This window comes from Glycomyces arizonensis DSM 44726 (genome assembly GCF_000482705.1).
Lineage (GTDB): Bacteria > Actinomycetota > Actinomycetes > Mycobacteriales > Micromonosporaceae > Glycomyces > Glycomyces arizonensis.
Window position 1 is genome coordinate 192,166 of the sequence record NZ_AXWO01000001.1, and the last position, 25,122, is coordinate 217,287.

21 protein-coding genes are annotated in these 25,122 nt (G+C 70.4%); 3 read left to right on the plus strand and 18 right to left on the minus strand.

Going from position 1 to position 25,122, the window contains the following annotated elements; genetic code table 11:
* Positions 1 to 206 precede the first annotated feature (206 nt).
* Positions 207 to 1,922 carry an ABC transporter ATP-binding protein gene (locus tag H613_RS0100850; RefSeq protein WP_084546190.1) on the plus strand — a complete coding sequence of 572 codons (1,716 nt, stop codon included), beginning with the start codon at positions 207 to 209 and terminating at the stop codon, positions 1,920 to 1,922.
* Positions 1,919 to 3,790, plus strand: a complete 1,872-nt coding sequence (locus tag H613_RS0100855) for an ABC transporter ATP-binding protein (RefSeq protein ID WP_035735470.1) — start codon at positions 1,919 to 1,921, stop codon at positions 3,788 to 3,790. Before H613_RS0100850 ends, H613_RS0100855 begins: the two co-directional genes overlap by 4 nt.
* A 285-nt stretch (positions 3,791 to 4,075) precedes the next feature.
* Here H613_RS0100855 and H613_RS0100860 read toward each other — a convergent pair whose 3' ends face one another.
* The 18 genes from H613_RS0100860 to hemE form a co-directional block, all read right to left on the minus strand.
* Positions 4,076 to 4,513 carry a type II toxin-antitoxin system VapC family toxin gene (locus H613_RS0100860; RefSeq protein ID WP_156925755.1) on the minus strand — a complete coding sequence of 146 codons (438 nt, stop codon included), beginning with the start codon at positions 4,511 to 4,513 and terminating at the stop codon, positions 4,076 to 4,078.
* Complete coding sequence (locus tag H613_RS30565; protein WP_156925756.1) at positions 4,461 to 4,817, minus strand: FitA-like ribbon-helix-helix domain-containing protein; 357 nt, start codon at positions 4,815 to 4,817, stop codon at positions 4,461 to 4,463. The genes H613_RS0100860 and H613_RS30565 overlap by 53 nt, the downstream gene beginning before the upstream one ends.
* Positions 4,818 to 4,861: 44 nt before the next feature.
* Positions 4,862 to 5,665 carry a class I SAM-dependent methyltransferase gene (locus tag H613_RS0100870; RefSeq protein ID WP_026922295.1) on the minus strand — a complete coding sequence of 268 codons (804 nt, stop codon included), beginning with the start codon at positions 5,663 to 5,665 and terminating at the stop codon, positions 4,862 to 4,864.
* A 35-nt stretch (positions 5,666 to 5,700) separates the two neighbouring features.
* Positions 5,701 to 7,185 (minus strand): tRNA (N6-isopentenyl adenosine(37)-C2)-methylthiotransferase MiaB, encoded by a 1,485-nt coding sequence (miaB, locus tag H613_RS0100875; RefSeq protein WP_026922296.1) that lies wholly within the window; start codon positions 7,183 to 7,185, stop codon positions 5,701 to 5,703.
* Positions 7,186 to 7,350: 165 nt separating this feature from the next.
* On the minus strand, positions 7,351 to 7,737 hold the full coding sequence (locus H613_RS0100880; RefSeq protein WP_026922297.1) for a hypothetical protein: 387 nt from the start codon (positions 7,735 to 7,737) through the stop codon (positions 7,351 to 7,353).
* Positions 7,734 to 8,024 (minus strand): type II toxin-antitoxin system HicA family toxin, encoded by a 291-nt coding sequence (locus H613_RS32755; RefSeq protein WP_084546192.1) that lies wholly within the window; start codon positions 8,022 to 8,024, stop codon positions 7,734 to 7,736. The genes H613_RS0100880 and H613_RS32755 overlap by 4 nt, the downstream gene beginning before the upstream one ends.
* A gap of 210 nt (positions 8,025 to 8,234) precedes the next feature.
* Complete coding sequence (locus H613_RS0100890; RefSeq protein ID WP_026922299.1) at positions 8,235 to 8,663, minus strand: type II toxin-antitoxin system VapC family toxin; 429 nt, start codon at positions 8,661 to 8,663, stop codon at positions 8,235 to 8,237.
* On the minus strand, positions 8,660 to 8,914 hold the full coding sequence (locus tag H613_RS0100895; protein WP_026922300.1) for a type II toxin-antitoxin system VapB family antitoxin: 255 nt from the start codon (positions 8,912 to 8,914) through the stop codon (positions 8,660 to 8,662). Before H613_RS0100895 ends, H613_RS0100890 begins: the two co-directional genes overlap by 4 nt.
* Before the next feature lie 155 nt (positions 8,915 to 9,069).
* Positions 9,070 to 10,080 carry a ketol-acid reductoisomerase gene (gene ilvC, locus H613_RS0100900; protein WP_026922301.1) on the minus strand — a complete coding sequence of 337 codons (1,011 nt, stop codon included), beginning with the start codon at positions 10,078 to 10,080 and terminating at the stop codon, positions 9,070 to 9,072.
* Between the two features lie 25 nt (positions 10,081 to 10,105).
* Positions 10,106 to 10,624: an acetolactate synthase small subunit gene (gene ilvN / locus H613_RS0100905; RefSeq protein ID WP_026922302.1), complete on the minus strand. Its 519-nt coding sequence runs from the start codon at positions 10,622 to 10,624 to the stop codon at positions 10,106 to 10,108.
* Between the two features lies 1 nt (position 10,625).
* The gene (locus tag H613_RS23635; RefSeq protein WP_051392777.1) at positions 10,626 to 12,488 is read right to left on the minus strand and encodes an acetolactate synthase large subunit; all 1,863 of its coding nucleotides are present in this window, start codon (positions 12,486 to 12,488) and stop codon (positions 10,626 to 10,628) included.
* A 366-nt stretch (positions 12,489 to 12,854) separates the two neighbouring features.
* Positions 12,855 to 15,512 (minus strand): EAL domain-containing protein, encoded by a 2,658-nt coding sequence (locus H613_RS28755; protein WP_051392778.1) that lies wholly within the window; start codon positions 15,510 to 15,512, stop codon positions 12,855 to 12,857.
* A gap of 741 nt (positions 15,513 to 16,253) precedes the next feature.
* On the minus strand, positions 16,254 to 17,825 hold the full coding sequence (locus tag H613_RS0100920; protein WP_026922303.1) for a hypothetical protein: 1,572 nt from the start codon (positions 17,823 to 17,825) through the stop codon (positions 16,254 to 16,256).
* Positions 17,826 to 17,926: 101 nt separating this feature from the next.
* Positions 17,927 to 19,771, minus strand: a complete 1,845-nt coding sequence (gene ilvD / locus H613_RS0100925) for a dihydroxy-acid dehydratase (protein WP_026922304.1) — start codon at positions 19,769 to 19,771, stop codon at positions 17,927 to 17,929.
* A 165-nt stretch (positions 19,772 to 19,936) separates the two neighbouring features.
* Positions 19,937 to 20,368, minus strand: a complete 432-nt coding sequence (locus tag H613_RS0100930) for a S24/S26 family peptidase (protein ID WP_026922305.1) — start codon at positions 20,366 to 20,368, stop codon at positions 19,937 to 19,939.
* A 156-nt stretch (positions 20,369 to 20,524) separates the two neighbouring features.
* Positions 20,525 to 21,238 carry a hydrogen peroxide-dependent heme synthase gene (gene hemQ / locus H613_RS0100940; protein WP_026922306.1) on the minus strand — a complete coding sequence of 238 codons (714 nt, stop codon included), beginning with the start codon at positions 21,236 to 21,238 and terminating at the stop codon, positions 20,525 to 20,527.
* 17 nt (positions 21,239 to 21,255) lie between these two features.
* A complete protein-coding gene (gene hemG / locus H613_RS0100945) occupies positions 21,256 to 22,653 on the minus strand; it encodes a protoporphyrinogen oxidase (RefSeq protein ID WP_051392779.1) in 1,398 nt (465 codons plus the stop codon).
* Complete coding sequence (hemE, locus tag H613_RS0100950) at positions 22,650 to 23,747, minus strand: uroporphyrinogen decarboxylase (RefSeq protein WP_084546193.1); 1,098 nt, start codon at positions 23,745 to 23,747, stop codon at positions 22,650 to 22,652. The genes hemG and hemE overlap by 4 nt, the downstream gene beginning before the upstream one ends.
* Positions 23,748 to 23,963: 216 nt before the next feature.
* On the opposite strand from hemE, the gene H613_RS0100955 reads away from it, so the two are divergent.
* A complete protein-coding gene (locus tag H613_RS0100955) occupies positions 23,964 to 25,118 on the plus strand; it encodes an HRDC domain-containing protein (protein WP_084546249.1) in 1,155 nt (384 codons plus the stop codon).
* The last annotated feature ends 4 nt before the right edge of the window (positions 25,119 to 25,122 follow it).

Genomic DNA, 25,122 nt, shown 5'->3' on the forward strand with positions numbered 1-25,122 from the left:
TCGAAGAGCGTCGAATCCGATGACCGGGACCCCAACGTGACCCACTTCTCACCGAACAACTAGCCGCGCGGCTAGAAAATCGCTTGCCGCTGGTCACCCGGCCACCGTACGGTGGCCGGGTGGGTTCAGTGCGCATCACATCTCCAAAGCAGTCCGATACCGGCGATCCGAGCGATCGCCGGTCCCCTCTGGCGAACCTGTGGAGGATGCGGCAGTACCTCCACTCCTACCGCTTCCGTCTCGGAGCACTATGGACGATGGTGCTCCTCAACATCGGCGCGGGACTCTCCGTCCCGCCGCTGGTCGGCGCCGCGATCGACGGCCCCATCACCGACGGCGACCTCGGCGCGCTGTGGGGCTTCATCGCCGCCATCGCCGCGGTCGGCACCCTCGACGCCCTGCTGAACCTCACCCGGCGCTACTTCCAGACCGCCACGGCCATGGCCATCGAGGCCGACATCCGCGACGACATCTACGAGCACCTCCAGCGCCTCCACACCGGCTTCCACGACCGGTGGCAGACCGGCCAGCTCCTCGCGCGCGTCACCGTCGACCTCGGCATGGTCCGCCGCTTCTTCGCCGGCGGCCTGGTCTTCGCCATCACCTCCACCGGGATGATCACCATCATCATGGTCCAGCTGTTCTGGATCGAGTGGCGGCTGGCGCTCATCGTCGCCGTCGCGGCCGTGCCGCTGTTCCTCATCGGACGCGACTTCTTCAAGCGCTTCCTGCCGGCGGCCCGCGCCGAGCAGGACCAGTCCGGCGAGGTCTCCAGCGCCGCCGAGGAGTCGGCCAACGGCATCCGCGCCATCAAGGCGCTCGGACGCGGCCCGCTCATGGCCGCCCGCTTCGACAAGGAGGCCGACCGCCTGCGCGTGCTCGGCATCCGCAAGAGCGTCATCGCCGCCCGCTCCTGGTCGGCCTTCGGCGCGATCGCCTCGGCCATGCTCGGCGCCACCCTCGTCACCGGCGCGATCATGGTGGCGAACGGCCAGCTCACCGTCGGGCAGCTGACCGCGTTCATCATGCTCCAGCTCAACCTGCTGTGGCCGATCGAGGCCGCCGGGTGGGTCATGGCCCACGGCAACGAGGCCATGACCGCCGCCGACCGCATCTACGAGGTGCTCGACACCGAGCCCGACATCCGCGACCGGCCCGGCGCGCGGGCCGTCGACCGCTCGACCGTCCGCGGCAGGCTGGCCTTCGAGGACGTCAGGTTCGCCTACGACGAGGGCGGCGAGGTCCTGCGCGGCGTCGACCTCGACGTCAGGCCCGGCGAGACGCTCGCCATCGCCGGCAAGACCGGTTCGGGCAAGACCACCCTGGTCTCCCTGCCCTCGCGCCTCAACGACCCCACCGGCGGGCGGATCACCCTCGACGGGACCGACATCCGCGACCTCCAGCTGGGGAGCCTGCGGCAGGTCGTCACCACCGCCTTCGAGGAGGCCACGCTGTTCTCGATGAGCGTGCGGGAGAACCTCGCCCTCGGCAGGCCCGACGCGAGCGAGGAGGACCTGACCGAGGCCGTGCGCGTCGCTCAGGCCGAGTTCGTGTACGACCTGCCGTACGGGCTCGACACGCGCATCGGCGAGCAGGGACTGTCGCTGTCGGGCGGGCAGCGCCAGCGCCTGGCCCTGGCGCGCGCGGTCGTGGTGCGCCCGGCCGTGCTGGTGCTCGACGACCCGCTCTCGGCCCTCGACGTCCACACCGAGGAACTGGTCGAGCGGGCCCTGGAGCAGGTCCTCAAGGACACGACGGCGCTGGTCGTGGTCCACCGGCCCTCGACCGTGGCGCTGGCCGACCGGGTCGCGCTGCTCCACGAGGGACGCATCGCCGCCGTGGGGCGGCACTCCGAATTGATGGAGACCAGCCCCGCATACGTCGACGTGCTCTCAGCCGAATCCGAGGAGGTCGCGGCATGACGCTGCAACAGGAGCAGATACCGGCGCAGCAGGACAAGCACGCCGCCTGGCGCGGCCGGTCCGAGCAGGCCGACGCCGAGCGCACCAGCGCCGAGCTCGACGACGCCGAGGCGATCAAGCGGCTGCGCGAGCGCAGCAGGCGGCTGCTCGGCTCGATGATCCGGCCGCACAAGCAGTCGATCGCGGCGCTGGTCGCGATCCTCGTGGGCCAGAACGTGGCGACGATGGCCACGCCGATCCTGGTCATGTACGGCATCGACCACGGCATCCCGGCCGTCACCGACCACGGCGACTACACGATCATGGTCGTCATCGCGGTGGCGTTCGCGCTGTGCGCCTCGCTCGAATACGTCTGCGTGCGGCTCTACACCGTGCAGTCGGCGCGGGTGGGCAACACGATGCTGTACGCGCTGCGCAAGCGGGTGTTCTGGAAGTTCCAGCGCCTGTCGGTCTCCTTCCACGAGCGGTTCACCTCCGGGCGCGTGACGGCGCGCCAGAGCTCCGACATGGAGTCGATCCGGGAGATGACCGAGAACGGCGTGGACGACCTGGTGCTGGCGGCCATGAACGTCGTGACGATCACCGTCGTCATGCTCGTGATCGAGCCGGTGCTGGCGGCCGTGTCGCTGCTGACGTTCCCGCTGATGCTCCTGCTCGCCAAGTGGTTCAGCCGGGTCTCGGCGATCGCCTACCGCAAGGCCCGCGAGACCGTCGCGGTCCTCATCGTCTACTTCGTGGAGTCGATGGGCGGCATCCGCGCGGTGCAGGCCTACCGGCGCGAGGAGCGCGACCGCGACATCTTCGGCCGCCTCAACGCCGACAACCGGTTCGCGCAGGCCAAGGGCCACCAGCAGAACGCGATCATGGCCGGGGGGATGCGCGGCATCGGGCACCTGGCGACGGTGGTGGTGCTGTCGTTCGGCGGCTGGCAGGTCATGCAGGGCAACACCGAGGTCGGCGTGCTGGCCGCGTTCCTGCTCTACATGAAGCGGTTCTTCGACCCGCTGAACGAGCTGGTGCAGTTCTACAACGTGCTCCAGTCGGCCACGGCCGCCCTGGAGAAGCTCTCCGGCGTCCTCGACGAGGAGATCGAGGTGGCCGAGCCCGAGCGGCCGCGCACGATCGAGCACCCGCGCGGCGAGCTGCGCTTCGACGACGTCACCTTCTACTACCGCGACGACAAGGTGGTCCTGCCGAACCTGGACCTGCACCTGCCCGGCGGCCAGACCGTGGCGCTCGTGGGGGCGACCGGCGCGGGCAAGACCACGATCGCGAAGCTGGTGAGCCGCTTCTACGACCCGAAGGGCGGCGCGGTCACGCTCGACGGCGTGGACCTGCGCGAGCTGTCCGAGGCGGACCTGCGCGGCGAGGTCGTCATGATCACCCAGGAGAACTTCCTGTTCAACGGCACGATCGCCGAGAACATCGAGTTGGGCAAGCCGGGCGCGCCGCGCTCGGAGATCGTCGAGGCCGCGAAGGTGGTGGGCGCGCACGAGTTCATCGACGCGCTCCCCGACGGCTACGACACGCACGTGCGCAAGAAGGGCGGGCGGCTCTCGGCCGGCCAGCGGCAGCTCGTGGTCTTCGCGCGCGCGTTCCTGGCCGACCCGCGCGTGCTGATCCTCGACGAGGCGACCTCCTCGCTCGACATCCCCTCGGAGCGGCTGGTGCAGCGCGCGCTGCGCACGATCCTGGCCGACCGGACGGCGATCATCATCGCCCACCGCCTCTCGACCGTCGAGATCGCCGACCGCGTCCTGGTCCTGGAGGCGGGCCGCATCATCGAGGACGGCCCGCCCGAGGCCCTGATCGACTCCGGAGGCAACTACGCCGAACTCCACCGCCAGTGGGAGGCCAGCCTCGTTTAACACAAGACCGTTCGACGGCCTCGCCGCCCAGCAGAGCTCGGCATGCGCCACTCCTGCTACTGGCCGATGTTCGCGACACACCCTCGTAGACTCGCGGCGCTGCGCCATTCGGCGGCTACGTTCAACACATGTCAAGGACGGTCCTCTATCTCGATGGCGAACTCGTCGCGCAAGCGGCTGAAATCATCGGTACCGATTCCGTGGAGTGCACGGTGAACACCGTCCTCAAATGGGCCGTAGAACGGCACCGCGAAGCATCCGATCGTTCGTCCTCAGCGCCTCGGCCTAAACGAGGGTAAAACCGCGGGCGGCGGCCACCTCGGCCTGCTCCTTGTCGCGGGAGGCGAACGCGACGGGCTCGTCCCCCGCGATCTGGGGAACCACGATCGAGGCGCATGCCAGGTGCCAAGCGTCCACGGCCCGGATGCCGTAAGTGATCACGAGGTCGTGGGCATCCGCTTCGAGGGCCTCCTGCGGAGCGCTGAGGACGGTGACGGGCCCCTCGGGACCAGTGTCCCGCTCCCAGGAATCGAGCATCAGCATCTGGTCGCCGCGATGCGCCCGGGCCGCCCGCACGAGCGCCCCGGCGACCTCGATGCGAGTCCAGGTCCCTGTGACGACCACGGTGTCCCGATCGCGAAGCAGTGCACAGGCCCTGGCGTGGTCCTGCTCATCGGGCAGGTAGGCGCGCACCAGCAGTGAGGAATCGGCATAAACGATCAAGGCGGTCTCGATCCTCGTCGAGGACTGCATCGAGGATCCGACCGGCTCCTCGCATCGACTCGATCGCGCGCGCCCGCAGTGCATCGATGTCCTCGGTCTTCTCGACTGGCCGGAGCGGGGTCGCGAGGACACCGAGCGCGGCGGCTCTGGCCTTGACCCGCTCCTCCAGCGAGCGCCGGTCGTCTTCGCGGACGACCGAGAGGATCTCATTCGCGATGGCGTTCACGGACCGGTGCTCACGCTTCGCGCGCTCGCTGAGCCGAGCATGGAGTTCATCGTCGACACGAAGCAGCAGCTGTTTCACGCCATCGATACTATCACTTTAAAAGAAGTGATAGCTTCATGTTTTCAGCGGCGGGCCGTGACCATGTAGTAGTCGATCCAGCCGTTCTCGTAGCAGCGCAGCCAGTTGCGGCCCCAGGAGTCGGCGTACTCGGTCTGGGCCACCCAGCGGTCGAAGTAGGGCCAGACGTGCTCGCCGATCGAATCGACCCGGACGTCCTCCAGGCCCGCGTCACCGAGGTCGGCGGCGAACTCCCCCACCGGGCGGATCACGTCGATGCCCGACTCGACCGTCTCGATCAGCTCGGCGATCGGCGTCCGGCCGGCCTCGGGCGCGAAGAACCCGGCGGTCGCGAAGCGGCCGCCGGGGCGCAGCACGCGGCCGACCTCGCGGGCGGTCTGGGCGAGGTCGTCGACGTGCTGGAGCATCTCGACGGCGTAGACGCCCTCGACGGCGTTGTCGGCCACCGGCAGATCGGTGACCGAGCCCTTCTCGAACGACAGGCGGTCGGGCAGGCCCGCGATCGCCTCGGCGTTCACGTCCCGCGCGCGTTCGAGCTGCTCGTCCGAGCGGTCGAGGCCGGTGACCATGACGCCGAACTCGTGCGCCACCATGGCCGCGCCCACGCCGATGCCGCAGCCCAGCTCCAGCAGTCGGTCGCCCAGTCGGGGTTCGAGCCGCGAGACTACCTGGCGGTACATCTCCGCCTGGCTCTCGGTGCGCTCATCGACCGTGATCGGCCGGTCCCCTTGCGCGCCGGTCCAGTACCCGTAGTTGATGAACGAACCGGAGAAGATCGCCAGCGAGCTCAGATCGTGCTCGCCGTACATCAAGTCGCGCCGTTCCTGAGCGCTTGAATCCTGTGTCATACCGACACATTCTGGCACTCCCGGCGCCGAAGCGGTCAGTGACTACCGCAGGCGCAGCCGTCCGGTTCGGCCGCGGCGGCCGGTTTGCGGCCGATCGTGGGCATCCCGAGGCGCACACCGGGCAGTTTCGGGGCGGTGCCCGCCTCCCAGGCGTCCCCCGCTTTCGTGCGGCGGTGGGCCAGGATCGGCGAGTCGGCCACCAGGTGGTGCGGGGCGCCGTAGGTGACGGCGGTGGTGACGACGTCGCCGGGGCGCACGCCCGCACCGGCCGCGAAGTGGACGAGCCGCCCGTCACGGGCGCGGCCGGTCATGCGGCCGGTGGCCTCGTCCTTGCGGCCGTCGCCGACGGTGACGAGCACTTCGACCTCGGCGCCTTCGAGCTTCCGGTTCTCCTCCCAGGAGATGCGCTCCTGGAGGGCCACCAGGCGGTCGTAGCGCTCCTGGACGACGGCCTTGGGGACCTGGTGCTCCATCTCGGCGGCGGGCGTGCCGGGCCGGATCGAGTACTGGAAGGTGAAGGCACTGGAGAAGCGGGCGGCCTCGACCACGTCGAGCGTGGCCTGGAAGTCCTCTTCGGTCTCGCCGGGGAAGCCGACGATGATGTCGGTGGTGATGGCCGCGTCCGGCATGGCCTGGCGGACCTTGTCGAGGATCTCCAGGTACTTCTTCGAGCGGTAGGAGCGGCGCATCTCCTTGAGGACGCGGTCCGATCCGGACTGGAGCGGCATGTGCAGCGAGTGGCAGACGTTCGGCGTCTCGGCCATCGCGGCGATGACGTCGTCGGTGAAGTTCCGCGGGTGCGGGCTGGTGAAGCGGACGCGCTCGAGCCCGTCGATCTCGCCGCAGGATCGCAGGAGCTTGCCGAAGGCGTACTTGTCGCCGAACTCGACGCCGTAGGTGTTGACGTTCTGGCCGAGCAGGGTCACCTCGGAGACGCCTTCAGCTGCCAGGGCGCGGACCTCGGCGAGGACCTCGCCGGGGCGGCGGTCCTTCTCCTTGCCGCGCAGCGAGGGGACGATGCAGAACGTGCAGGTGTTGTTGCAGCCGACCGAGATCGAGACCCAGCCGGAGTAGGTGGACTCGCGCTTGGTGGGCAGCGTCGAGGGGAAGACCTCGAGCGATTCGAGGATCTCGACCTCGGCGGCCTTGTTGTGGCGCGCGCGTTCGAGCAGGGTCGGGAGCGCGCCGATGTTGTGGGTGCCGAAGACCGCGTCCACCCAGGGGGCGCGCTTGACGATCTCGCCGCGGTCCTTCTGGGCGAGGCAGCCGCCGACGGCGATCTGCATGTCGGGGTTGGCGGTCTTGGCGGGGCGCAGGTGGCCGAGGTTGCCGTAGAGCTTGTTGTCGGCGTTCTCGCGCACGGCGCAGGTGTTGAACACGACCAGGTCGGGGTCGGCGCCGCCCTCGGCGGGGACGTAGCCGGCCTCCTCGAGGAGGCCGCCGATCCGCTCGGAGTCGTGGACGTTCATCTGGCACCCGAACGTCCGCACCTGGTAAGTCTTCACACCTGTCTCAGCCACTCCCCCAGGATAGACGCGAGGCGCATCACACGAAAAAGGCCGGGATCCGTTCGTTCCCGGCCCTCCCGACCGGCCTGCCGAGCGGTCTCGGCGCTGCGCCGATGAATCGGCGATACGGCATCGGCGACACACGCGCCTGACCGCGCACGCCGGTCCCCGTGCCGGTCAGGCGGCTTTGCCCGCCGACTTCGCGAGCTGGGAGACACGCTGCTCCGAGATGCCGAGGACCGCCGCGATGTCACGACCGGTCATCCCCTCGCTCTTGAGCAGCAGCACGGTCTCTCGGTTGATGTTCGAAGCCCGCGCTTGGAGCTGGGCGGCCTTCGCCGCGTTCGCTCTGGCGGCGGCGATGCGGGCGTCGATTTCAGGAGCGATGCGCCAGACGATGGTGATCGGTGCGATGTCGGCGTCGGTCGCGCCGAGGCAGTCGAGGTAGTCGCGGACCATCTCTTCGGCGGCGCCGGCGGTGGTCGACTGGGTGATGCCGACGTCGGGGACATCGAGCTCCCACAAACCGTGGACACGCGTCGCAGTGACCGTATAGCTCTTCATCGAAGCCACCCCTCCTCCAGGCATGCCAGATGCCGGATGATGCTGGCGCAGGTCCCGGGACTGATGTCCCGATGTCGCGGCAGCGCCGTCGTGTGCGCACCGCACGGGCACTTCCAGATCTCGTGGCCTCCCCGCTTGGCGGTGCCTCGCGGGGAGCAACCGGCCTTGAGCAGTGCGGTCACGACCTCTCGCCGCTTGATCGGTACGGCCATCATCATGGCATGCGACTCTATCGCCCCTAGAGTATCGATCTCTAGGGGCCTAGAGCAACTGACATGCCAAGTCATCGTCTGATGACGACACGGCAAGGCCGGTATCGGCTGGTGCCGCCCGATGCGATTGGTGACAGCCTCCACAGCACCGACGGAGAAGCGGCTCCCGGCCTTGCAGCGTGCCTGCGGTCAAGCCGTCTCGGTGCCGTACCGCCGGATCACTTCGCGGCTGCACCGTCTCAATGATCTTGCGCCGGATCCAGCGACGGAACGAAACACGCGCCTCTACGGGCCGGGTTCAGATGGCGGCCGCAGGACGGCGATGTTGCTGTGCACGAAGCCTTCGCCGACGCACAGGACCGGCCGGTCGAGATCGGCGGCCACGCCATAGACAATGCAGTCACCGAAGTTCAACTTGGCAGGGTGGCGCCCCTTGCCGAATCTGCGCCATCCTTCGAGCGCCCGTTCAGCGGCACCGGCGGTGACATCGACGATCTCGATTTCGGCGTCGCGGACGAACCGAGCGGCGGCTCCGGTGCCCAGCAGCCCGAAGCGGGACTCCAGGACCATGCCGAGCTCAAGGTAAGTCGCCGCGGGCATGACCGCCGCAGTGGCCTGCGCGAGCATGTCGGCCAGCCACTCGGCGCCGGGCTCGTCGCTCAAGACGGCGACGGCCGCGGAAGTGTCGACGACGAAGTAGTCGGCGGCGGTCACGCGGGCAGGCCGTGCTCGTCGTAGCCGAGGATGTCATCGCCGGCGCGATCGTCGACGACCGGCAAAGTCCGCAGTTCGGCGCGGAGCGCGTTCAACCGGCGATGGATGCGCCGAGGGCGAACGCCGCGAACCTGCCGATCCAATCGTTCGCGGATCGCCGTCTCCACGGCTTCCGTCAGGGATTCCCCGGTGGCCGCCGCAAGTTCACGGGCGAGCTGATCGGCCGCGGGGCTTTTGATGCTCAATGCCATGTCCGTCATTCTACCGTTCAATATAGAATTCTATAAACGGATCATCTCGTCGAGCCTGCGACTCGGACGCGAGCCCCAAGGCGCGTACGCATATGAGAAGCCCCGTGCGGCCAGAGGCTGCACGGGGCTGGCAGAGCTGAGACGCTACGGTGCGGCTACGCCGTCTCGGTGATCTTGCGCTGGACCCACGGCATGAGGTCGCGCATCTTCTTGCCGACCTCTTCGAGCTGGTTGTCGGTCTGGACGGCCTGGAGCTTCTTGAAGTTCTCGCGCTTCTCGGACTCGGCGACCCATTCCTTCGCGAAGGTGCCGTCCTGGATCTCGGTCAGGACGCGCTTCATCTCCTTGCGGGTCTCGTCGTTGACGATCCGCGAGCCGCGCGAGACGCCGCCGTACTCGGCGGTGTCGGACACCGAGTACCACATGTTCGTCAGGCCGCCCTCGTAGATCATGTCCACGATCAGCTTGAGCTCGTGCAGGCACTCGAAGTAGGCGGCCTCCGGCGCGTAGCCGGCCTCCACCAGGGTCTCGAAGCCGGCGCGGATGAGCTCGGCGGTGCCGCCGCAGAGGACGACCTGCTCGCCGAACAGGTCGGTCTCGGTCTCCTCCTTGAAGGTGGTCTTCAGGACGCCGGCGCGGGTGCCGCCGATGGCCTTGGCGTAGGCCAGGGCGACGGCCTGGGTGTCGCCCGACGGGTCCTGCTCCACCGCGACCAGCGCGGGCACGCCCTTGCCGTCGACGAACTGGCGGCGGACCATGTGGCCCGGGCCCTTCGGCGCGACCATGGCGACGTTGACGTCGGCCGGGGCCTGGATCAGGTCGTAGCGGATGTTGAAGCCGTGGCCGAAGAACAGGCTCTTGCCCGGGGCCAGGTTCGGCGCGATCTCGTCGGCGTAGAGCTTGGCCTGGATCGTGTCGGGGACCAGGATCATGATGACGTCGGCCCACGCGGCGGCCTCGGCCGGGGTGAGCACCTTCAGGCCCGCCTCCTCGGCCTTCGGACGCGACTTGGAGCCTTCCTGGAGACCGACGACCACCTCGACGCCGGAGTCGCGGAGGCTCAGCGAGTGGGCGTGGCCCTGGGAGCCGTAGCCGAGGACGGCCACCTTCTTGGCCTGGATCTGCGCCAGGTCGGCGTCGTCGTCGTAGAACACTTCAGCGGACATGTGTCTGATTTCTTCCTTACTTGACTTAGCTCGGTGAGACGTAGCGGGACAGCGAGGCCATCGACTTGGCCCCGCGCCCCAGAGCGACGGTCCCCGACTGGACGAGCTCCTTGATGCCGAACGGCTCGAGGACTTCGAGGAACGATTCGATCTTGTCGGAGCTCCCGGTGACCTCGAAGGTGACCGTGTCGGGTGTGACATCGACCGACCTGGCCTTGAACAGGTTCGCGGCGGCGACGACCTGGCCGCGGGTGGCGGCCTCGGCGCGGACCTTCACCAGCAGCAGTTCCCGCTGCACGGAGGCGCCCGCCTCGAGCTCCACGATCTTGAGGACGTGGATGAGCTTGTTGAGCTGCTTGGTGACCTGCTCGAGCGAGCCCGGCTCGACGTCGACCACGATGGTGATGCGGCTGACGCCGGGGTGCTCGGTCTCGCCGACGGCCAGGGAGTCGATGTTGAACCCGCGCCTGGAGAACAGGGCGGCGACGCGGGCGAGGACGCCCGGCTTGTTCTCGACGAGGACCGACAGGGTGTGCGTGCTCATCTCAGACGGCTCCCTCGTGCTCGAAGGTGGGTCGCATGTCGCGGGCGTAGAGGATCTCGTCGTTGGAGACCCCGGCGGGGACCATCGGCCACACCATGGCGTCGGGGCCGACGGTGAAGTCGACCACGACGGGCCGGTCGTTGATGGCGTTGGCCTGCTTGATGACCTCGTCGACCTCGTCGGGGTGGTCGCAGCGCAGGCCCACGCAGCCGAGGGCCTCGGCGAGCTTGACGAAGTCGGGCACGCGCGGGGAGTCCTCGCTGTGGTGGGTGCTCAGGTCGGTGTTGGAGTAGCGCTGGTCGTAGAACAGCGTCTGCCACTGGCGGACCATGCCGAGGTTGCCGTTGTTGATGACGGCGACCTTGATCGGGATGCCCTCGATCGCACAGGTGGCGAGCTCCTGGTTGGTCATCTGGAAGCAGCCGTCGCCGTCGATGGCCCACACGGGGCGGTCCATCTGCCCGAGCTTGGCGCCCATGGCGGCCGGGACGGCGAAGCCCATGGTGCCCAGGCCGCCGGAGTTGAGGAACGTGGCCGGCTGCTCGTAGGCGATGAACTGGCTGGCCCACATCTGGTGCTGGCCGACGCCGGTGGTCCAGATCGTGTCGGGGTCGGCCAGAGCGCCGAGCCGCTCGATGACGTACTGCGGCGCGGTCATCTCGCCCTCGCCGTGCGGCTCGTACCCCAGCGGGTAGCGCTCGCGCAGGTCATTGAGCGTGTCCCACCAGGCCTTGAGGCGGTCCTGGCCCGGGTCGGTGTAGGCCTCGGCCATGGCGGCGAGCGCAGCCTTGCAGTCGCCGACGATCGGGACGTCGGCCTCGCGGTTCTTGCCGATCTCGGCCGGGTCGATGTCGACGTGGACGATCTTGGCCTCGGGCGCGAAGGTGTCGAGCTTGCCGGTGACGCGGTCGTCGAAGCGGGCGCCGAGGGCGACGATGAGGTCGGCCTTCTGGAGCGAGTGGACGGCGGGCACGGAGCCGTGCATGCCGGGCATGCCCAGGTGCTGGGCGTGCGAGTCGGGGAAGGCGCCGCGGGCCATGAGCGTGGTGATGACGGGGGCGCCGGTCAGCTCGGCGAGTTCGAGGAGCTCGGCGTGGGCGCCGGCCTTGATGACGCCGCCGCCGACGTACAGCACGGGGCGCTTGGACTCGGCGATGAGCGCGGCGGCCTCGCGGATCTGCTTGCCGTGCGGCTGCGTGGTCGGCTTGTAGCCGGGCAGGTCCATGCGCGGGGGCCACACGAACGGGGCCGGTTTGCTGAGGATGTCCTTGGGGATGTCGACCAGGACGGGGCCGGGGCGGCCGGTGGCGGCGACGTGGAAGGCCTCGGTGAGGACGCGCGGGATGTCGGCGCCGTCGGTGACCAGGTACGAGTGCTTGGTGATGGGCATCGTGATGCCGACGATGTCGGCTTCCTGGAAGGCGTCGGTGCCGATGGCGGTGGAGGCCACCTGGCCGGTGATGGCGACGATCGGGACGGAGTCCATGTGGGCGTCGGCCAGGGGGGTGACGAGGTTGGTGGCGCCGGGGCCGGAGGTGGCCATGCAGACGCCGACCTTGCCGGTGGCCAGCGCGTAGCCGGCGGCGGCGTGCCCGGCGCCCTGCTCGTGCCGGACGAGGACGTGGCGCACCTTCTCCGAGTCCAGGAGCGGGTCGTAGGCGGGGAGGATGGCGCCTCCCGGAATGCCGAAGACGGCCTCGACCTCAAGCTCTTCCAGGGTCCTCACGACGGCCTGCGCGCCGGTGAGCACGGGCGCGGCGGCCTGGGTGCTGTGGGGCGGTCCTGGCTTGGGGGCCTTCGGCCTGGCAGGCTGAGCCTTGACAGCCTGCGGCCCTGGCTTCGGTGCCTTCACTGGTGTGCTCATGTCCTTCGTCCATTAGGGTTCTGACTGATTCGACACTGGGACGTCGTTTCCCGGGCAGAAAAAATCGCCCGCGTGCAAAGACGCACGGGGCGAGCGCACCGTCGGGGAAACGACGGTGCGCTAGATAAGTACTACGACGAGCAGCCGCTCGGGGGCGGCTGTCTTGAGGTAGCTCTGCTGCGGCACGATTCCAGCATGCACGATTCCGGCCCGTGAGTCAACTTTTCTCAGACTGCGGGATGTCGCGGCAGTGGCGATCGTCGCCGCGCGGCGGCGTCCGGTCCGGGTGATGGGCGACGGGCACACGGCTTGCCGCCGCGCGGCGGCGACTGGTTCGGGTGGTGGGCGACGGGTGGGACCCCCCGTTCACGCGGCGGTGATGGCGGTGACGCCTTCGCGCAGCCACCTGGTGAGATCGTCGGCGGGCATGGGCCGGGCCATGAGGTAGCCCTGGACGAGGGGCGGCGTCTCGGTCCTGAGCATGGCTTCGAGCTGCGTGTCGGTCTCCACGCCTTCGGCGATGACCTCCATGCCGAGGCGCCTGCCGAGTTCGACGGTCACCTCGGCGAGCGGGCCGACGCCGCCGTCGTCCTTGGCGACCAGGTCGCGGTCGATCTTGATGATGTCGACCGGGAGCCGGTCGAGCTGGCCGAGCGAGGAGTAGCCGGACCCGAAGTCGTCCAAGGCGATCCGCACTCCGGCCCCGCGCAGCGCCTTGAGCTGGGCCACGAGGGTGTTCATCTGGTGGGAGAAATCGTGCTCGGTCACTTCGAGGACCAGGCGCGAGGGCAGGACGCCGGCGGTGATGAGCGCCGAGCTCACCTCGGTGGCGAACAGGTGGGTGTGGAGCTCCTTGACCGAGACGTTGACCGAGATCCAGGTCTTGATGCCCGCCGAATGCCACTGGGCGAGCTGCTCGGCGGCGCGGTTGACCGCCCACACCGCGAGGTCCTGCGTGAGGCCGGACTCGGTGGCGGCGGGGATGAACTCGCCGGGGCTGACCTGGCCGAGCCGGGGGTGGCGCCAGCGCAGGAGCGCCTCGGCGCCGACGATGCTGCGGTCCTTGAGGGAGAACACGGGCTGGTAGACCAGGCGCAGCTCGTCGCGGCCGATGGCGCCGCGCAGCTCCTGGGTCAGTTCGTTGCGCCGCCGGACCCGGCGGTCGAACTCGGCGTCGTAGGTCTCGTAGCGGTTCTTCCCGGCCTGCTTGGCGGCCCGGAGCGCCAGATCGGCGTTGCGCAGGAGGATCTCGGGGTCGTCCAGGCCGTCCGAGGCGGTGGCGATGCCGACCGAGCCGGTGGTGAACACGGTGGACTCGTCGTGGAACTCGTAGGGGTCGGACAGCTTCGCCACCAGGTCGCGGGCCATCGCGACGGCCTCGGTGCGGCTGGCGCGCAGCAGGATGGCGAACTCGTCGCCGCCGAGCCGGGCGCCGAGGTCGGTGGGCTGGAGCAGTTCCTTGATGCGTCTGGAGACCTCGACGAGGAGCTCGTCGCCGAAGTCGTGGCCGCGGGTGTCGTTGACGTTCTTGAACCCGTCGAGGTCGAGCAGCAGCAGCGCGGTCTTGTGCTCTTCGGCGGCGACGCCGTCCTCGAGGTGCTGGAGCAGGGCGCGGCGGTTCGCCAGGCCGGTGAGCGGGTCGGAGTAGGCCATGCGGGCCAGTTCGTTCTCGAGGCTGCGGCGGGCGCCGACGTCTTCGACGCGGGCGACCAGGCCGCGCACCTCGGGCTGGCCGCGCAGGTCGGTCACGATCGTCTCGGTGTGCCGCCAGCGGCGGGCCGAGTCGCGCACGCGCACGTTCAGCGCGATCTGGCCGGTGGCGTTGACGCCGTCGAGCAGGGCGTCCAGGTCCTCTTCGGCGCCGCGCCGGTCCTCGGGGTGGACCAGGTCGAGGAAGGGCGCGCCGATGCAGCAGCCGCCGGACTCGGTGGCGGGCTGCCAGGCGGAGTCCTCGGGGCGCCAGGTGACCGTGAGGTCGGTGTCGAGGACGAGCACCGTGTCGGAGGCGACCCCTACGATGGCCGAGAGGCGGCGCTGGCGGTTGGCGGCGTCGCCGGTGACGCGGCGGACGTCGAGGTGGGTGAGGACGAGGCGGCCGCCGAGGGCGGCCACGGCGGCGAGCGCGATGAGGGCGGCGTCGAGCGGCAGCGGGCCTGAGGCGGCCCCGTTGTGGAGGAACACGCCGGTGGCGAGCGCGGCGGCGCCGACCATGACGGCGTAGTGGACGGTCGGGTAGTTGCGCTTGTCGACGGCGGGTTTCTGGCGCAGCGCCAGGTAGGTGACGCCGAGCAGGGCCGCGGAGGAGGCGATCCAGCCCACCGACCACCAGAAGGTGGCCGCGGTGGGGCGGTGCCACTGCCAGGAGGCGAACAGGGCCATGCCACTGGTGTGGACGGCCAGGACGGCGAGGTAGGCGAAGGCGTGGCGGCGGCGCCAGCGGTTGAGGCGGAAGGTGGTGGTGCATCCGACGCCGAACAGGATCATCCCGAGCATGCCGGGGACGATGATGGCGAGGTCGCTGTTGGCGAGGTGCCCGCGGTAGTCGTGGAGCCAGGGGCGGGCGATGACGAGCCAGAAGGCGAAGAGCAGGCAGATGCCGACGAAGCTGCCGTCGACGAGGCGGCGCTGGACGGCCGCGCCGTCCCAGCCGTCGTCGGGCATGCGCAGCAGTGCGAGGCCGTAGAGCACGATGGCGGCGGTGAAGCCGATGCCGGCGACGAAGGCGGCGGTGCCGGAGGGCAGCCAGCAGGAGGCGGCGACGGTGCAGGCGGTCGTCTGGAGTCCGGCGGCCATGATCTTGTAGGCGATGCGGCGGGTGGGTCTGAGGCGGGCGGCGACGCGCCACATGAGCAGTCCGGCGCACGCGGCGCCGAGGCTGCCGATTCCGGCGGCGGTGGCGACGCTCAGGTTGCCGGGAGACGAGCGCAGGCCGATGGCGACGGCGGCCGCGAGCACGGAGCACCACACGGCGGCGGCCGCGATCCACGACGTGAGGAGGCGCGCGCGGCGGGGTGATGGCGACATGCACAGAGCCCAATCCTAGGAAGCCTCGTGCCATACAGAATGCCCCATCCTCGAACGGATGGGAACCGCGCCCTCGGGCAGACGCGAAATGCATGTGCATCCTTTATGGATCTCCAGGAATGGAGAGTGTCGACGATACAACAATGCGTGACAACGGAAATCGGCAAACAAGGCATTTCAGGTGGGCGCGTGTCCACGCGCATACCTTCAGTGACGAATTCGTTGCCCCGCATGGCGTGCGCAGCGCTTGCCAAGCGCAGAGATGCGAATGTGCCAATTTTTCAAGCGCCCCTGCGATGGGGCCGAAAACGACCATGGCGGCGCCCCGCAAGGCCGGATGAATCACGACCGCAGCCGCACACCGTCCGAAAACGTCCACCGCCACGGCGGGCGAGGCGCCCCCCTACGACCGCAGGGCCGCCACCGAGCCGGCGGCCGCCTTCGAGCTTGAGCAGACTCCGAGCGCGGACCCCGGGGTCGCAGGATGTTCAACCCGACCGCATGACCGACCCCGCTCCCGCCGACCGGCGGCCGCCCGGTTCGGGCCGCTGGCAGTCGCCATGGCGGCTGCCAGCGGTCCTCGCGGCAGCGGGGCCATATCCGCCGTAGTCCACTCTCCCGCGGCGGCCACACCCCTACGGCATATAACCTATAAGCTATAGCTCGCATATATCTTATATCCTATAACATCTCTATATGCTATAAGATATAACCTTTGCTTCCCGTCTCAGCGCACTCCGCTCAGTGGTTCGCGGTTCCCGAGCGGGCCCCCGGCAGGGCCGCCAGAAGCTCGTCGCGGGCTCGGCCGACGGCGGCGGTGCGCTCGGCTCGCTCGTCTTCGGCCTCCCTGACGCCCTCTCTGGCGCGGATGAGTTCCGCGCGCAGGTCCGCGAGCTGCTGGTCGCAGCGGTCCCGCTTCGCCGCCTGCTCGGACTTGCCCTTTGAGTAGCGCCAGACGGGCGCCACCACGCCGATGAGGCACAGCAGCGCCAGCGGCCACAGGCCGTTGAACACCAGGACCAGACCGGCCAGGGCGAAACCGGCCGCCGTCACGACGGCCACCATGGCCGAGGGCCCCTCCAGGTCCATGTGCTGCTCGATCCGCCGCTCGGCCGCCTCGAGCTCGGCTGCATCGTGGCCGTCGCGGCCGACCCTGACCTTCGAGCCGACCCGCTTGACGATCCGGATGATCGGCTCCGTCGACTCGGGCGACTCGCCCACCAGCTCGATGCGCGAGCGCAGCAGCGGCGCGGCCAGTTCCAACGCGAGCGCCCGCAGCGCCACCGGGCCGTCGGGGTCGAACAGGTCCTGGCGCAGCAGTTCGGCGACGCTCCCCTCCGGTTCGGACCAGGTGGGCTTGGAGCGCTGGAGCCGGTCTTCGGACAGGTGCAGCTCCTCCATCGCCTCCACCAGAGGCAGCTCCGCCGGGCTGGGCTCCTCGATGAGCTCCTGGAGGTACCGTCGCCACCGCTCGTCGGGCTCGACGGTCCCGCCCGCCGCCTGCGGGGCCTCGGCGTCCGACAAGTGCTCGCGCAGGAGCGCGAACGCCTCGGTCTTCGGCAGCGGAGCGGACTCGACGCCGCCGAACGAGAGGATCGCCTCGTCCCAGGCCCGCAGCTCCTCCTCGTCGAGCGTCTCGGGGTCGAACATGGCCGCGAGCCGCTCGGTCAGCAGATCGGCGGCGCTCGGGCCGAACTCGCCGCGGGCGGCGTGCTCCCACAGCGCCCGCCACCCGGCCGCGACCTCGCCGGGCTCGGCGAGACCGAGGTCGGCCGGTTCGCCGAGCAGTCGCAGGACCGCGGCGTCGATGAACGCGGGCTGGTCGAAGCACAGGGCGACGGTGAGGCTGAACAGTTCCGCGCGGACGGCGTCGCGCTCGCGTGCCAGCTCCAGACTGGCGCTCAGGTCGGCGAACGGGCCGGAAGGAGCGCCGCCGCGGGCCACCAGCCGCAGGAGCGCGAGGGCGGCGGGCGGCATCCAGTAGCCGGGGACGTCCGCGACGTCGGGGGCGGTGGCGGGCAGGCCTCCGGCCAGGGCACGGAACGGTTTGCGGATCGCCTTGCGGGCGGCGTACTCGTCGAACTCGATGAGCTGGAAGCGCAGCTCGGTCCACTCCAGGACGGTGTCAATGCGGTCGGCGACCGAGACAAGCCGCCGGTCCACCTGGCTGAGGTGGCTCTGCAATTCCCTCTTAGTCTCGTGGATGCGGCGCTGGGTGATGCCGGCCTGGGCGGCCAGCTCTTCGTCCAGTTCGTTGATGGCACGGATCTGGGCGCCTTCGAGGTTCCAGTTCCAATAGTTGACACGGGGCATAAGCGGTCGCTCCGGGAAGAGGGATTCGGGGAGTCCCATTGTGGCCTGAGCACGCAAACGGCCGGGTCCCCGAAGCGGGGCCCGGCCGTCTCACTGCTGCGCTAGTCGACCTTGCGGACCGCGCCGTCGCTGGCGGGCGTCGCCATCGCGGCGTAGGCGCGCAGGGCCGCGCTGACGGTCCGCTCGCGGCCTTCGGGGCTGAACGGCCGCTCGCGCTTCTCCTGGGCCACGCGGCGCTCGGACAGAGCCGCGTCGTCGACCTTGAGCTCGATGCGGCGGGCGGGGATGTCGATCTCGATGACGTCGCCGTCCTCGACCAGGCCGATCAGGCCGCCGCCGGCCGCCTCGGGGCTGATGTGCCCGATCGACAGGCCCGACGTGCCGCCGGAGAAGCGGCCGTCGGTGATGAGCGCGCACTTGCGCCCCAGGCCGCGGCCCTTGAGGAACGAGGTCGGGTACAGCATCTCCTGCATGCCGGGGCCGCCCTTGGGGCCCTCGTAGCGGATGACGACGACCTCGCCTTCCTGGACGGACTTGTCGAGGATGCCGGTGACGGCGTCCTCTTGGGACTCGAAGACGCGGGCGGGGCCGGAGAAGGTCAGGTTCTCCTCGGGGACGCCCGCGGTCTTGACGACGCAGCCGTCCTCGGCGAGGTTGCCGAACAGGACGGCCAGGCCGCCGTCGGCGGTGTAGGCGTGCTCGACGGAGCGGATGCAGCCGCCTTCGGCGTCGGTGTCCAGGCTCGACCAGCGGTTGCGCGTCGAGAACGGCTGGGTGGTGCGGACGTTGCCGGGCGCGGCGTGGAACAGCTCGATCGCCTCGGGCGCGGGGTTCTCGGCGCGGATGTCCCACTTGCCGAGCCACTCGTCGAGCGTCGGCGAGTGGACGGCGTGGACGTTCTCGTGCAGCATGCCGCCGCGGTGGAGCTCGCCGAGGATGGCGGGGATGCCGCCGGCGCGGTGGACGTCCTCCATGTGGTAGTCCGGCGAGTTCGGGGCGACCTTGGAGACGCAGGGGACGCGGCGCGAGACCGCGTCGATGTCGGCCACGGAGAAGTCCAGGCCCGCCTCGCGGGCGGCGGCCAGCAGGTGCAGGACGGTGTTGGTGGACCCGCCCATGGCGACGTCGAGGGCCATGGCGTTCTCGAAGGCGTCGTGGGTGGCGATGCTGCGCGGCAGGACCGACTCGTCGTCCTGCTCGTAGTAGCGGCGGGCGAGGTCCATGACCACGCGCCCGGCCTCGGAGAACAGGGCCTCGCGAGCGGCGTGCGTGGCGAGGGTGGAGCCGTTGCCGGGCAGGGAGAGGCCGATGGCCTCGGTGAGGCAGTTCATGGAGTTCGCGGTGAACATGCCCGAGCAGGAGCCGCAGGTGGGGCAGGCGGCCGCCTCCATGACGCCGAGTTCGGCGTCGGAGACGTCGTCGTTGGCGGCGGCGACCATCGGGTCGATGAGGTCGAGCTTGCGGGTGACGACCCCGTTGGTGTCGACGGTCTTGCCGGCCTCCATGGGGCCGCCGGAGACGAAGACGACCGGGATGTTCAGGCGCAGGGCGGCCATGAGCATGCCGGGGGTGATCTTGTCGCAGTTGGAGATGCACACGAGCGCGTCGGCGCAGTGGGCGTTGGCCATGTACTCGACGGAGTCGGCGATGATCTCGCGGCTGGGCAGGGAGTAGAGCATCCCGCCGTGGCCCATGGCGATGCCGTCGTCGACGGCGATGGTGTGGAACTCCTTGGAGACGCCGCCGGCCTCGGCGATGGACTGGGCGACGATCTCGCCGAGGTCCTTGAGGTGCACGTGGCCGGGCACGAACTGGGTGTAGGAGTTGGCGATGGCCACGATCGGCTTGCCGAAGTCCGAGTCCGTCATGCCGGTGGCGCGCCACAGCGCGCGTGCGCCGGCCATCTGGCGGCCGTGAGTGGAAGTGCGTGAACGAAGCGCTGGCATCCTGTAAGTCTGCCACGTTCCAGATCCCGGGACCAACCGCCCGCACCTTAGGATCGCCTAGGTTTCAACGAACCCGGCGGCCGCATCGGGGCATGCCGGAGGCGCCTCGGGCTTGGGGACCCCCAATTTCAACGATAGTCGCTGGTTGTGACAGTTCCGTGACGCTCAGAACTTGCGGATCATGACTCCGGCGACGGCTTCGGCCGGGCAGGGGCCGTGGCGGCGGGAGTCCTCGCCGATCGGGTTGTCGCTGAGGAGGAAGTAGTGGCCGGGCGGCACGGGATCGTTCGAGCCGGGCATCGGCTCGCCCGGGCCGGCCGCCACGCGCTTGACCCACCACGGGCCGCGGTCGGCCTTCGGCGCCTCCGCCCAGCCGAGTGCCGGGTCCGGCGCGGCCACCACCGCGACCTGGCCGGTCGCGATGCTGCGGGTGCGCTTGGCGAGCACCTCGTCGCCGTCGCGCAGCTCCGGCTCCATGCTCTCGCCTTCGATCTTCACCAGGATCCAGCGCCGCCGCAGCTGGCGCACGCCCTCGATCACCAGCGCCACCGCCGCGAGGAGCGCCAGCGCGCTCAGCCACCAGTTAGAAGAGCCCATCGATGCCGCCTTCCTCCCCCTGAACGCCTTCTCTCTGCCTGCGAGCCCCGGCGAGCAGGGACGGCACCGCGAAGACCAAGAACACCGCGCATACCGCGACGAGTGCCCAGAAGAGCAGGCCGCCCAATGCCGCGACCAGGAAGAAGACGGCTCTCACTAGGGCAGGTCGTCGATGATCTCGCCGATGGCGCGGCGGCGGCCGGTGAAGAACGGGATCTCCACTCGCACGTGCCGCCGCGCCCGGGAGGCGCGCAGCTCGCGCATGAGGTCCACCAGGCGGTGCAGCTCGTCGCCCTCGAACGCGAGGATCCACTCGTAGTCGCCCAGCGCGAACGCCGGGACCGTGTTGGCCCGCACGTCCGGGTACTCGCGCGCCTGCATGCCGTGTTCGCGCAGCATGTCCCGCCGTTCCTCGTCCGGCAGCAGGTACCACTCGTAGGAGCGCACGAACGGGTACACGCACAGGTAGTTCCGCGGCGCTTCGTCCGCCACGAACGCCGGGAGGTGGCTGCGGTTGAACTCCGCGGGCCGGTGCACCGCCATGTTCGACCACACCGGCGCCAGGTGCCGCCCGAAGGCAGTGCGCCGCAGCTCCGAGTAGGCCTTCTGCAGCTGGTCGGGCGACTCGGCGTGCCACCACACCATGAGGTCGGCGTCGGCCCGCATGCCGGTCAGGTCGTACGTCCCGCGCACCGTCACGCCGCCGTCGGCGCAGTGCTTCTCGAAGAACGACTCGGTGTCGGCGACCAGGTCCTGCCGGATCGACGGGAGCGGCTCGGCGGCCCGGAACACCGACCACAGCGTGTAGCGGACGGTCTCGTTCAGTTCCTTGATGCGCTGGGCGTTGGGATTGTTCGACTGCTGTGACACGTTGCGGTCCTTCGGCACTAGTCGGATTCGGTGAGTTGGGCGGCGATGTCGTCGGCGGCGGCCTGCCCGGAGGCGACGCACGCGGCGATGCCGACCCCGTCGACGGCGGCCCCGGCGATCGCGATGCCGCGGTGGGATCGCAGCTGCTCGCGGGCGGCGCGAATGCGCGCAGTGTGGCCCGGCGCGTACTGCGGGAGCGCCCCGCCCCAGCGGTCGACGCGCTGGGCGACCGGTTCGGGGACGCGGTGCCCGAGGTGCTCGCCGAGCTCGCGCAGGGCGGTCTTGGCGAGCGTCGCGTCGTCGTGCTGGAGCAGCGCCTCCTCGCCGAGGCGGCCCATCGAGACGCGCAGGAGCGTGCGCCGCCGCCCCAGGTGCGGCCACTTCCGGGAGGTGAACGTGGCGGCCTTGACCGATTTGCCGTTGCTCGCCGGGGTCAGGAAGCCCGAGCGAGGCGGCAGGTCGATGTCGTCGAACGCGAAGGACGCCAGGGCGACCGAGGCGTAGGCGACGCCCGAGAGCGCGGCGGCGGCCTCGGGTTCGACGCCGCGCAGGAGCCGGGCGGCGGGCGAGGCCGGGACGGCCAGGACGACCGCGTCGGCGTCCAGCCGCATGGGGTCGGGGACGGGACCGGCGACGGCCTCCCAGCCGTAGGGGGTGCGGCGCAGTTCGCGGACGGTCATGCCGAGGCGCACGTCGGCGCGGGAGGCGGCCGAGGTGGCGGTGACGAGGCGGGCCAGGCCGCCGTCGATCGAGGCGAAGACCGGCTTCCCCGTAGAGGGCCGTTTGACCTCGGCGACGGCGTCGGTGAGGCGGGCGTGGCGCCGCAGCGCCTCGGCCAGCTGCGGCATGACGGCGGTGACCGAGAGCCGGTCGACGTCGCCGGCGTAGACCCCGGCGAGCATCGGCGAGACGAGCCGGTCGAGGACCTCCGAGCCGAGGCGCGTGCGCACCAGCTCCCCCACCGACATGTCGGCGCCGGGGGCGAGGATCGGCTCGCCGGAGTCGGGGGCCTCCTTGACGTCGGCGACGGCGGCGACGTCGGCCGGATCGGCGGGGATGCCCATCATGGTGCCGGTCGGGAAGTCGCGCAGGCGCCCGTCGAGGCTGAGCGCGGGCGCCAGGCCCGCGGGGTGGACGAGGGCGTCGCCGAGGCCGACGGCCCGGGCGAGCCCGACGGCTTCGGGCCTGGCGGCCAGGAGCGATTCGGCCCCGGCTTCGACGGGCCGTCCGGCGAGGTCGACGGTGTGGATCTTGCCGCCCAGGCGCGTCGAGCGCTCGGCGACGACGATCTCGGCGTCCTCGCCGAGCCGCTCGCGCAGCCGGTGGGCCGCGGCGAGGCCGGTGATGCCGCCGCCGACGATGAGGACCCGCGTCCGTCCACTGCTCGCTCGGGACGGGGTGAGCGCGGCGTTCATCGGGCGCTCGCCTCGTGGACGCGGTCGACGACGAGCGCCAGTTTGCCGGGGTCGGAGTCGGGCAGGACGCCGTGGCCGAGGTTGAAGATGTGGCCCCGGGCGGCCCGTCCGGCGCGCAGGACCTCGTCGGTGGCGGCCAGGAGCGGCTCGTCGTCGGCGAGGATCAGGGCCGGGTCGAGGTTGCCTTGGAGGGTCTTGCCGGGCAGACGCGCGGCCGCCTCATCGAGCGGGATGCGGAAGTCGACGCCGATGACCTCGGCGCCGGTCTCGGCCATGGCCTCGAGGAGGTGGCCGGTGCCGACGCCGAAGTGGATGCGCGGCACCGACTGGGCCACGCCCATCAGGGCCGCGGTGGAGTGCGGCAGCGCGAAGCGGCGGTAGTCGGCCTCCGAGAGCGCCCCGGCCCAGGAGTCGAACAGCTGGACGGCGCTGGCCCCGGCCTCGACTTGGACGCGCAGGAACTCGCCGCAGATCGCGGCCAGCTTGGCGGCGATGGCGTGCCACAGGTCGGGGCGCGAGCGCATGAGCGCCTTGGTCTTGGCGTGGTCCTTGGAGGGGCCGCCCTCGATGAGGTAGGAGGCGAGGGTGAAGGGCGCCCCGGCGAAGCCGATGAGCGGGGTGGGGCCGAGTTCGGCGGTGAGCAGGCCGACGGCCTCGGTGATGTAGCCGACGTCGCACGGGTCGAGGTTGCGCAGGCGGTCGACGTCGGCCTCGGTGCGGAAGGGCTCGGCGACGACGGGGCCGGTGCCGGGGACGATCTCGATGTCGAGGCCGATGGCGGCGAGGGGGACGACGATGTCGGAGAAGAAGATCGCAGCGTCCGTCTTGTAGCGGCGGACCGGCTGCATGGTGATCTCGCAGACCAGTTCGGGGGTGCGGCAGGCCTCCAGCATGGTGGTCCCCGCCCGCGCGGCGCGGTATTCGGGGAGCGAGCGCCCGGCTTGGCGCATGAACCAGACCGGGACGCGGTCGGGTTCCTCGCCGCGGCAGGCGGCGAGGAACGGGGACGTCGAGGCGCTCTTCGCCTCGGCCGGAGTTGCAGCAGCGGTACGCACACGGCCATCTTGGCACGCTGGGGGACGCCCGTCCCGCATCGGCGAGTGCGATGTGGCGCGCACCGTGGCGGGGGTGTGTCCGGGGCGCTACTTATCAGTAGGTGCGAATAGTGCAATAGGCCCACGTTCGGGTGTATATCGGTCTCCTGTCCGGCGGGGCAGTGGCGCGACCTGCGGGCCTGGCCGTACCGTGAACAGGTGACCGATCCCCAGCCCGAACCAGACACCGAACTCCTGACCGAGCCGCGAGAAGGGATGCCGCCGCTCATCCAGACCTCCGCCGACCTCGCCCTGGCGGCGGCGCGGCTGGCGTCCGGTTCGGGTCCCATCGCCATCGACACCGAGCGCGCCTCGGGTTTCCGCTACTCGGGTCGCGCGTACCTCATCCAGTTGCGCCGCGCCGGTGCGGGGACCGTCCTGGTCGACCCCATCCCCATCGACGACCTGGCGCCGCTGCGGGCGGCCTTGAGCGGTCCGGAGTGGATCCTCCACGCCGCGAGCCAGGACCTGCCGTGCCTGGCCGAGCTCGACCTGCACCCGGTCAGCCTGTTCGACACGGAGCTGGCGGCGCGGCTGTGCGACTTCGAGAAGGTGGGGCTCGCCTCGATCACCGAGCAGCTGCTCGGGTTCCGGCTGGAGAAGCAGCACTCGGCGGCCGACTGGTCCTCGCGCCCGCTGCCGCACGACTGGCTCGTCTACGCCGCGCTCGACGTCGAGCTGCTGCTGGAGCTGCGCGGGAAGCTGTCCGCCGAGCTGGCCGAGCAGGGCAAGAGCGCCTGGGCCGAGGCCGAGTTCGAGCACGTGCGCACCGCGGGGCCGCCCAAGCCGCGCCGGGAGCCGTGGCGGCGGACCTCCGGCATCCACAAGGTGCGCGGCGCGAAGGCCTTGAGCCGGGTGCGCGCGGTCTGGGAGGCCCGCGACGAGCTGGCCCGCAAGCTCGACCGGGCGCCGGGCAAGGTGCTGCCGGACGCGGCGATCGTGGAGGCCGCGGTGAACGACCCGACCGACTTCGCCGAGCTGATGAGCCTGCCGGGGTTCCGGCGGCGCGGCGGGCGCACCAACGCGCGGCTGTGGCTCTCGGCGCTGTCCTCGGCCAGGGGCCTGGAGGGCGAGCACCTGCCGTCGACGACGCCGCCGCAGGAGGGGCCGCCGGCGACGCACCGCTGGGCCGACCGCGACCCGGACGCGGCCGAGCGGCTCACCGCCGCCCGCGAGGTGGTGACCGGCGTGGCCGAGGCGCACCGCCTGCCGCCGGAGAACCTCATCACGCCCTCGATCGTGCGGGCCCTGGCGTGGGAACCGCCGAAGCTGGTCTCCGAGCAGCACGTCCGGGATACGCTCCTGCAGGCGGGAGCCCGGCCGTGGCAGGTGGACCTCCTGGCCGAGGGCCTGGCCGCGGCGCTGCGTTAGCGGC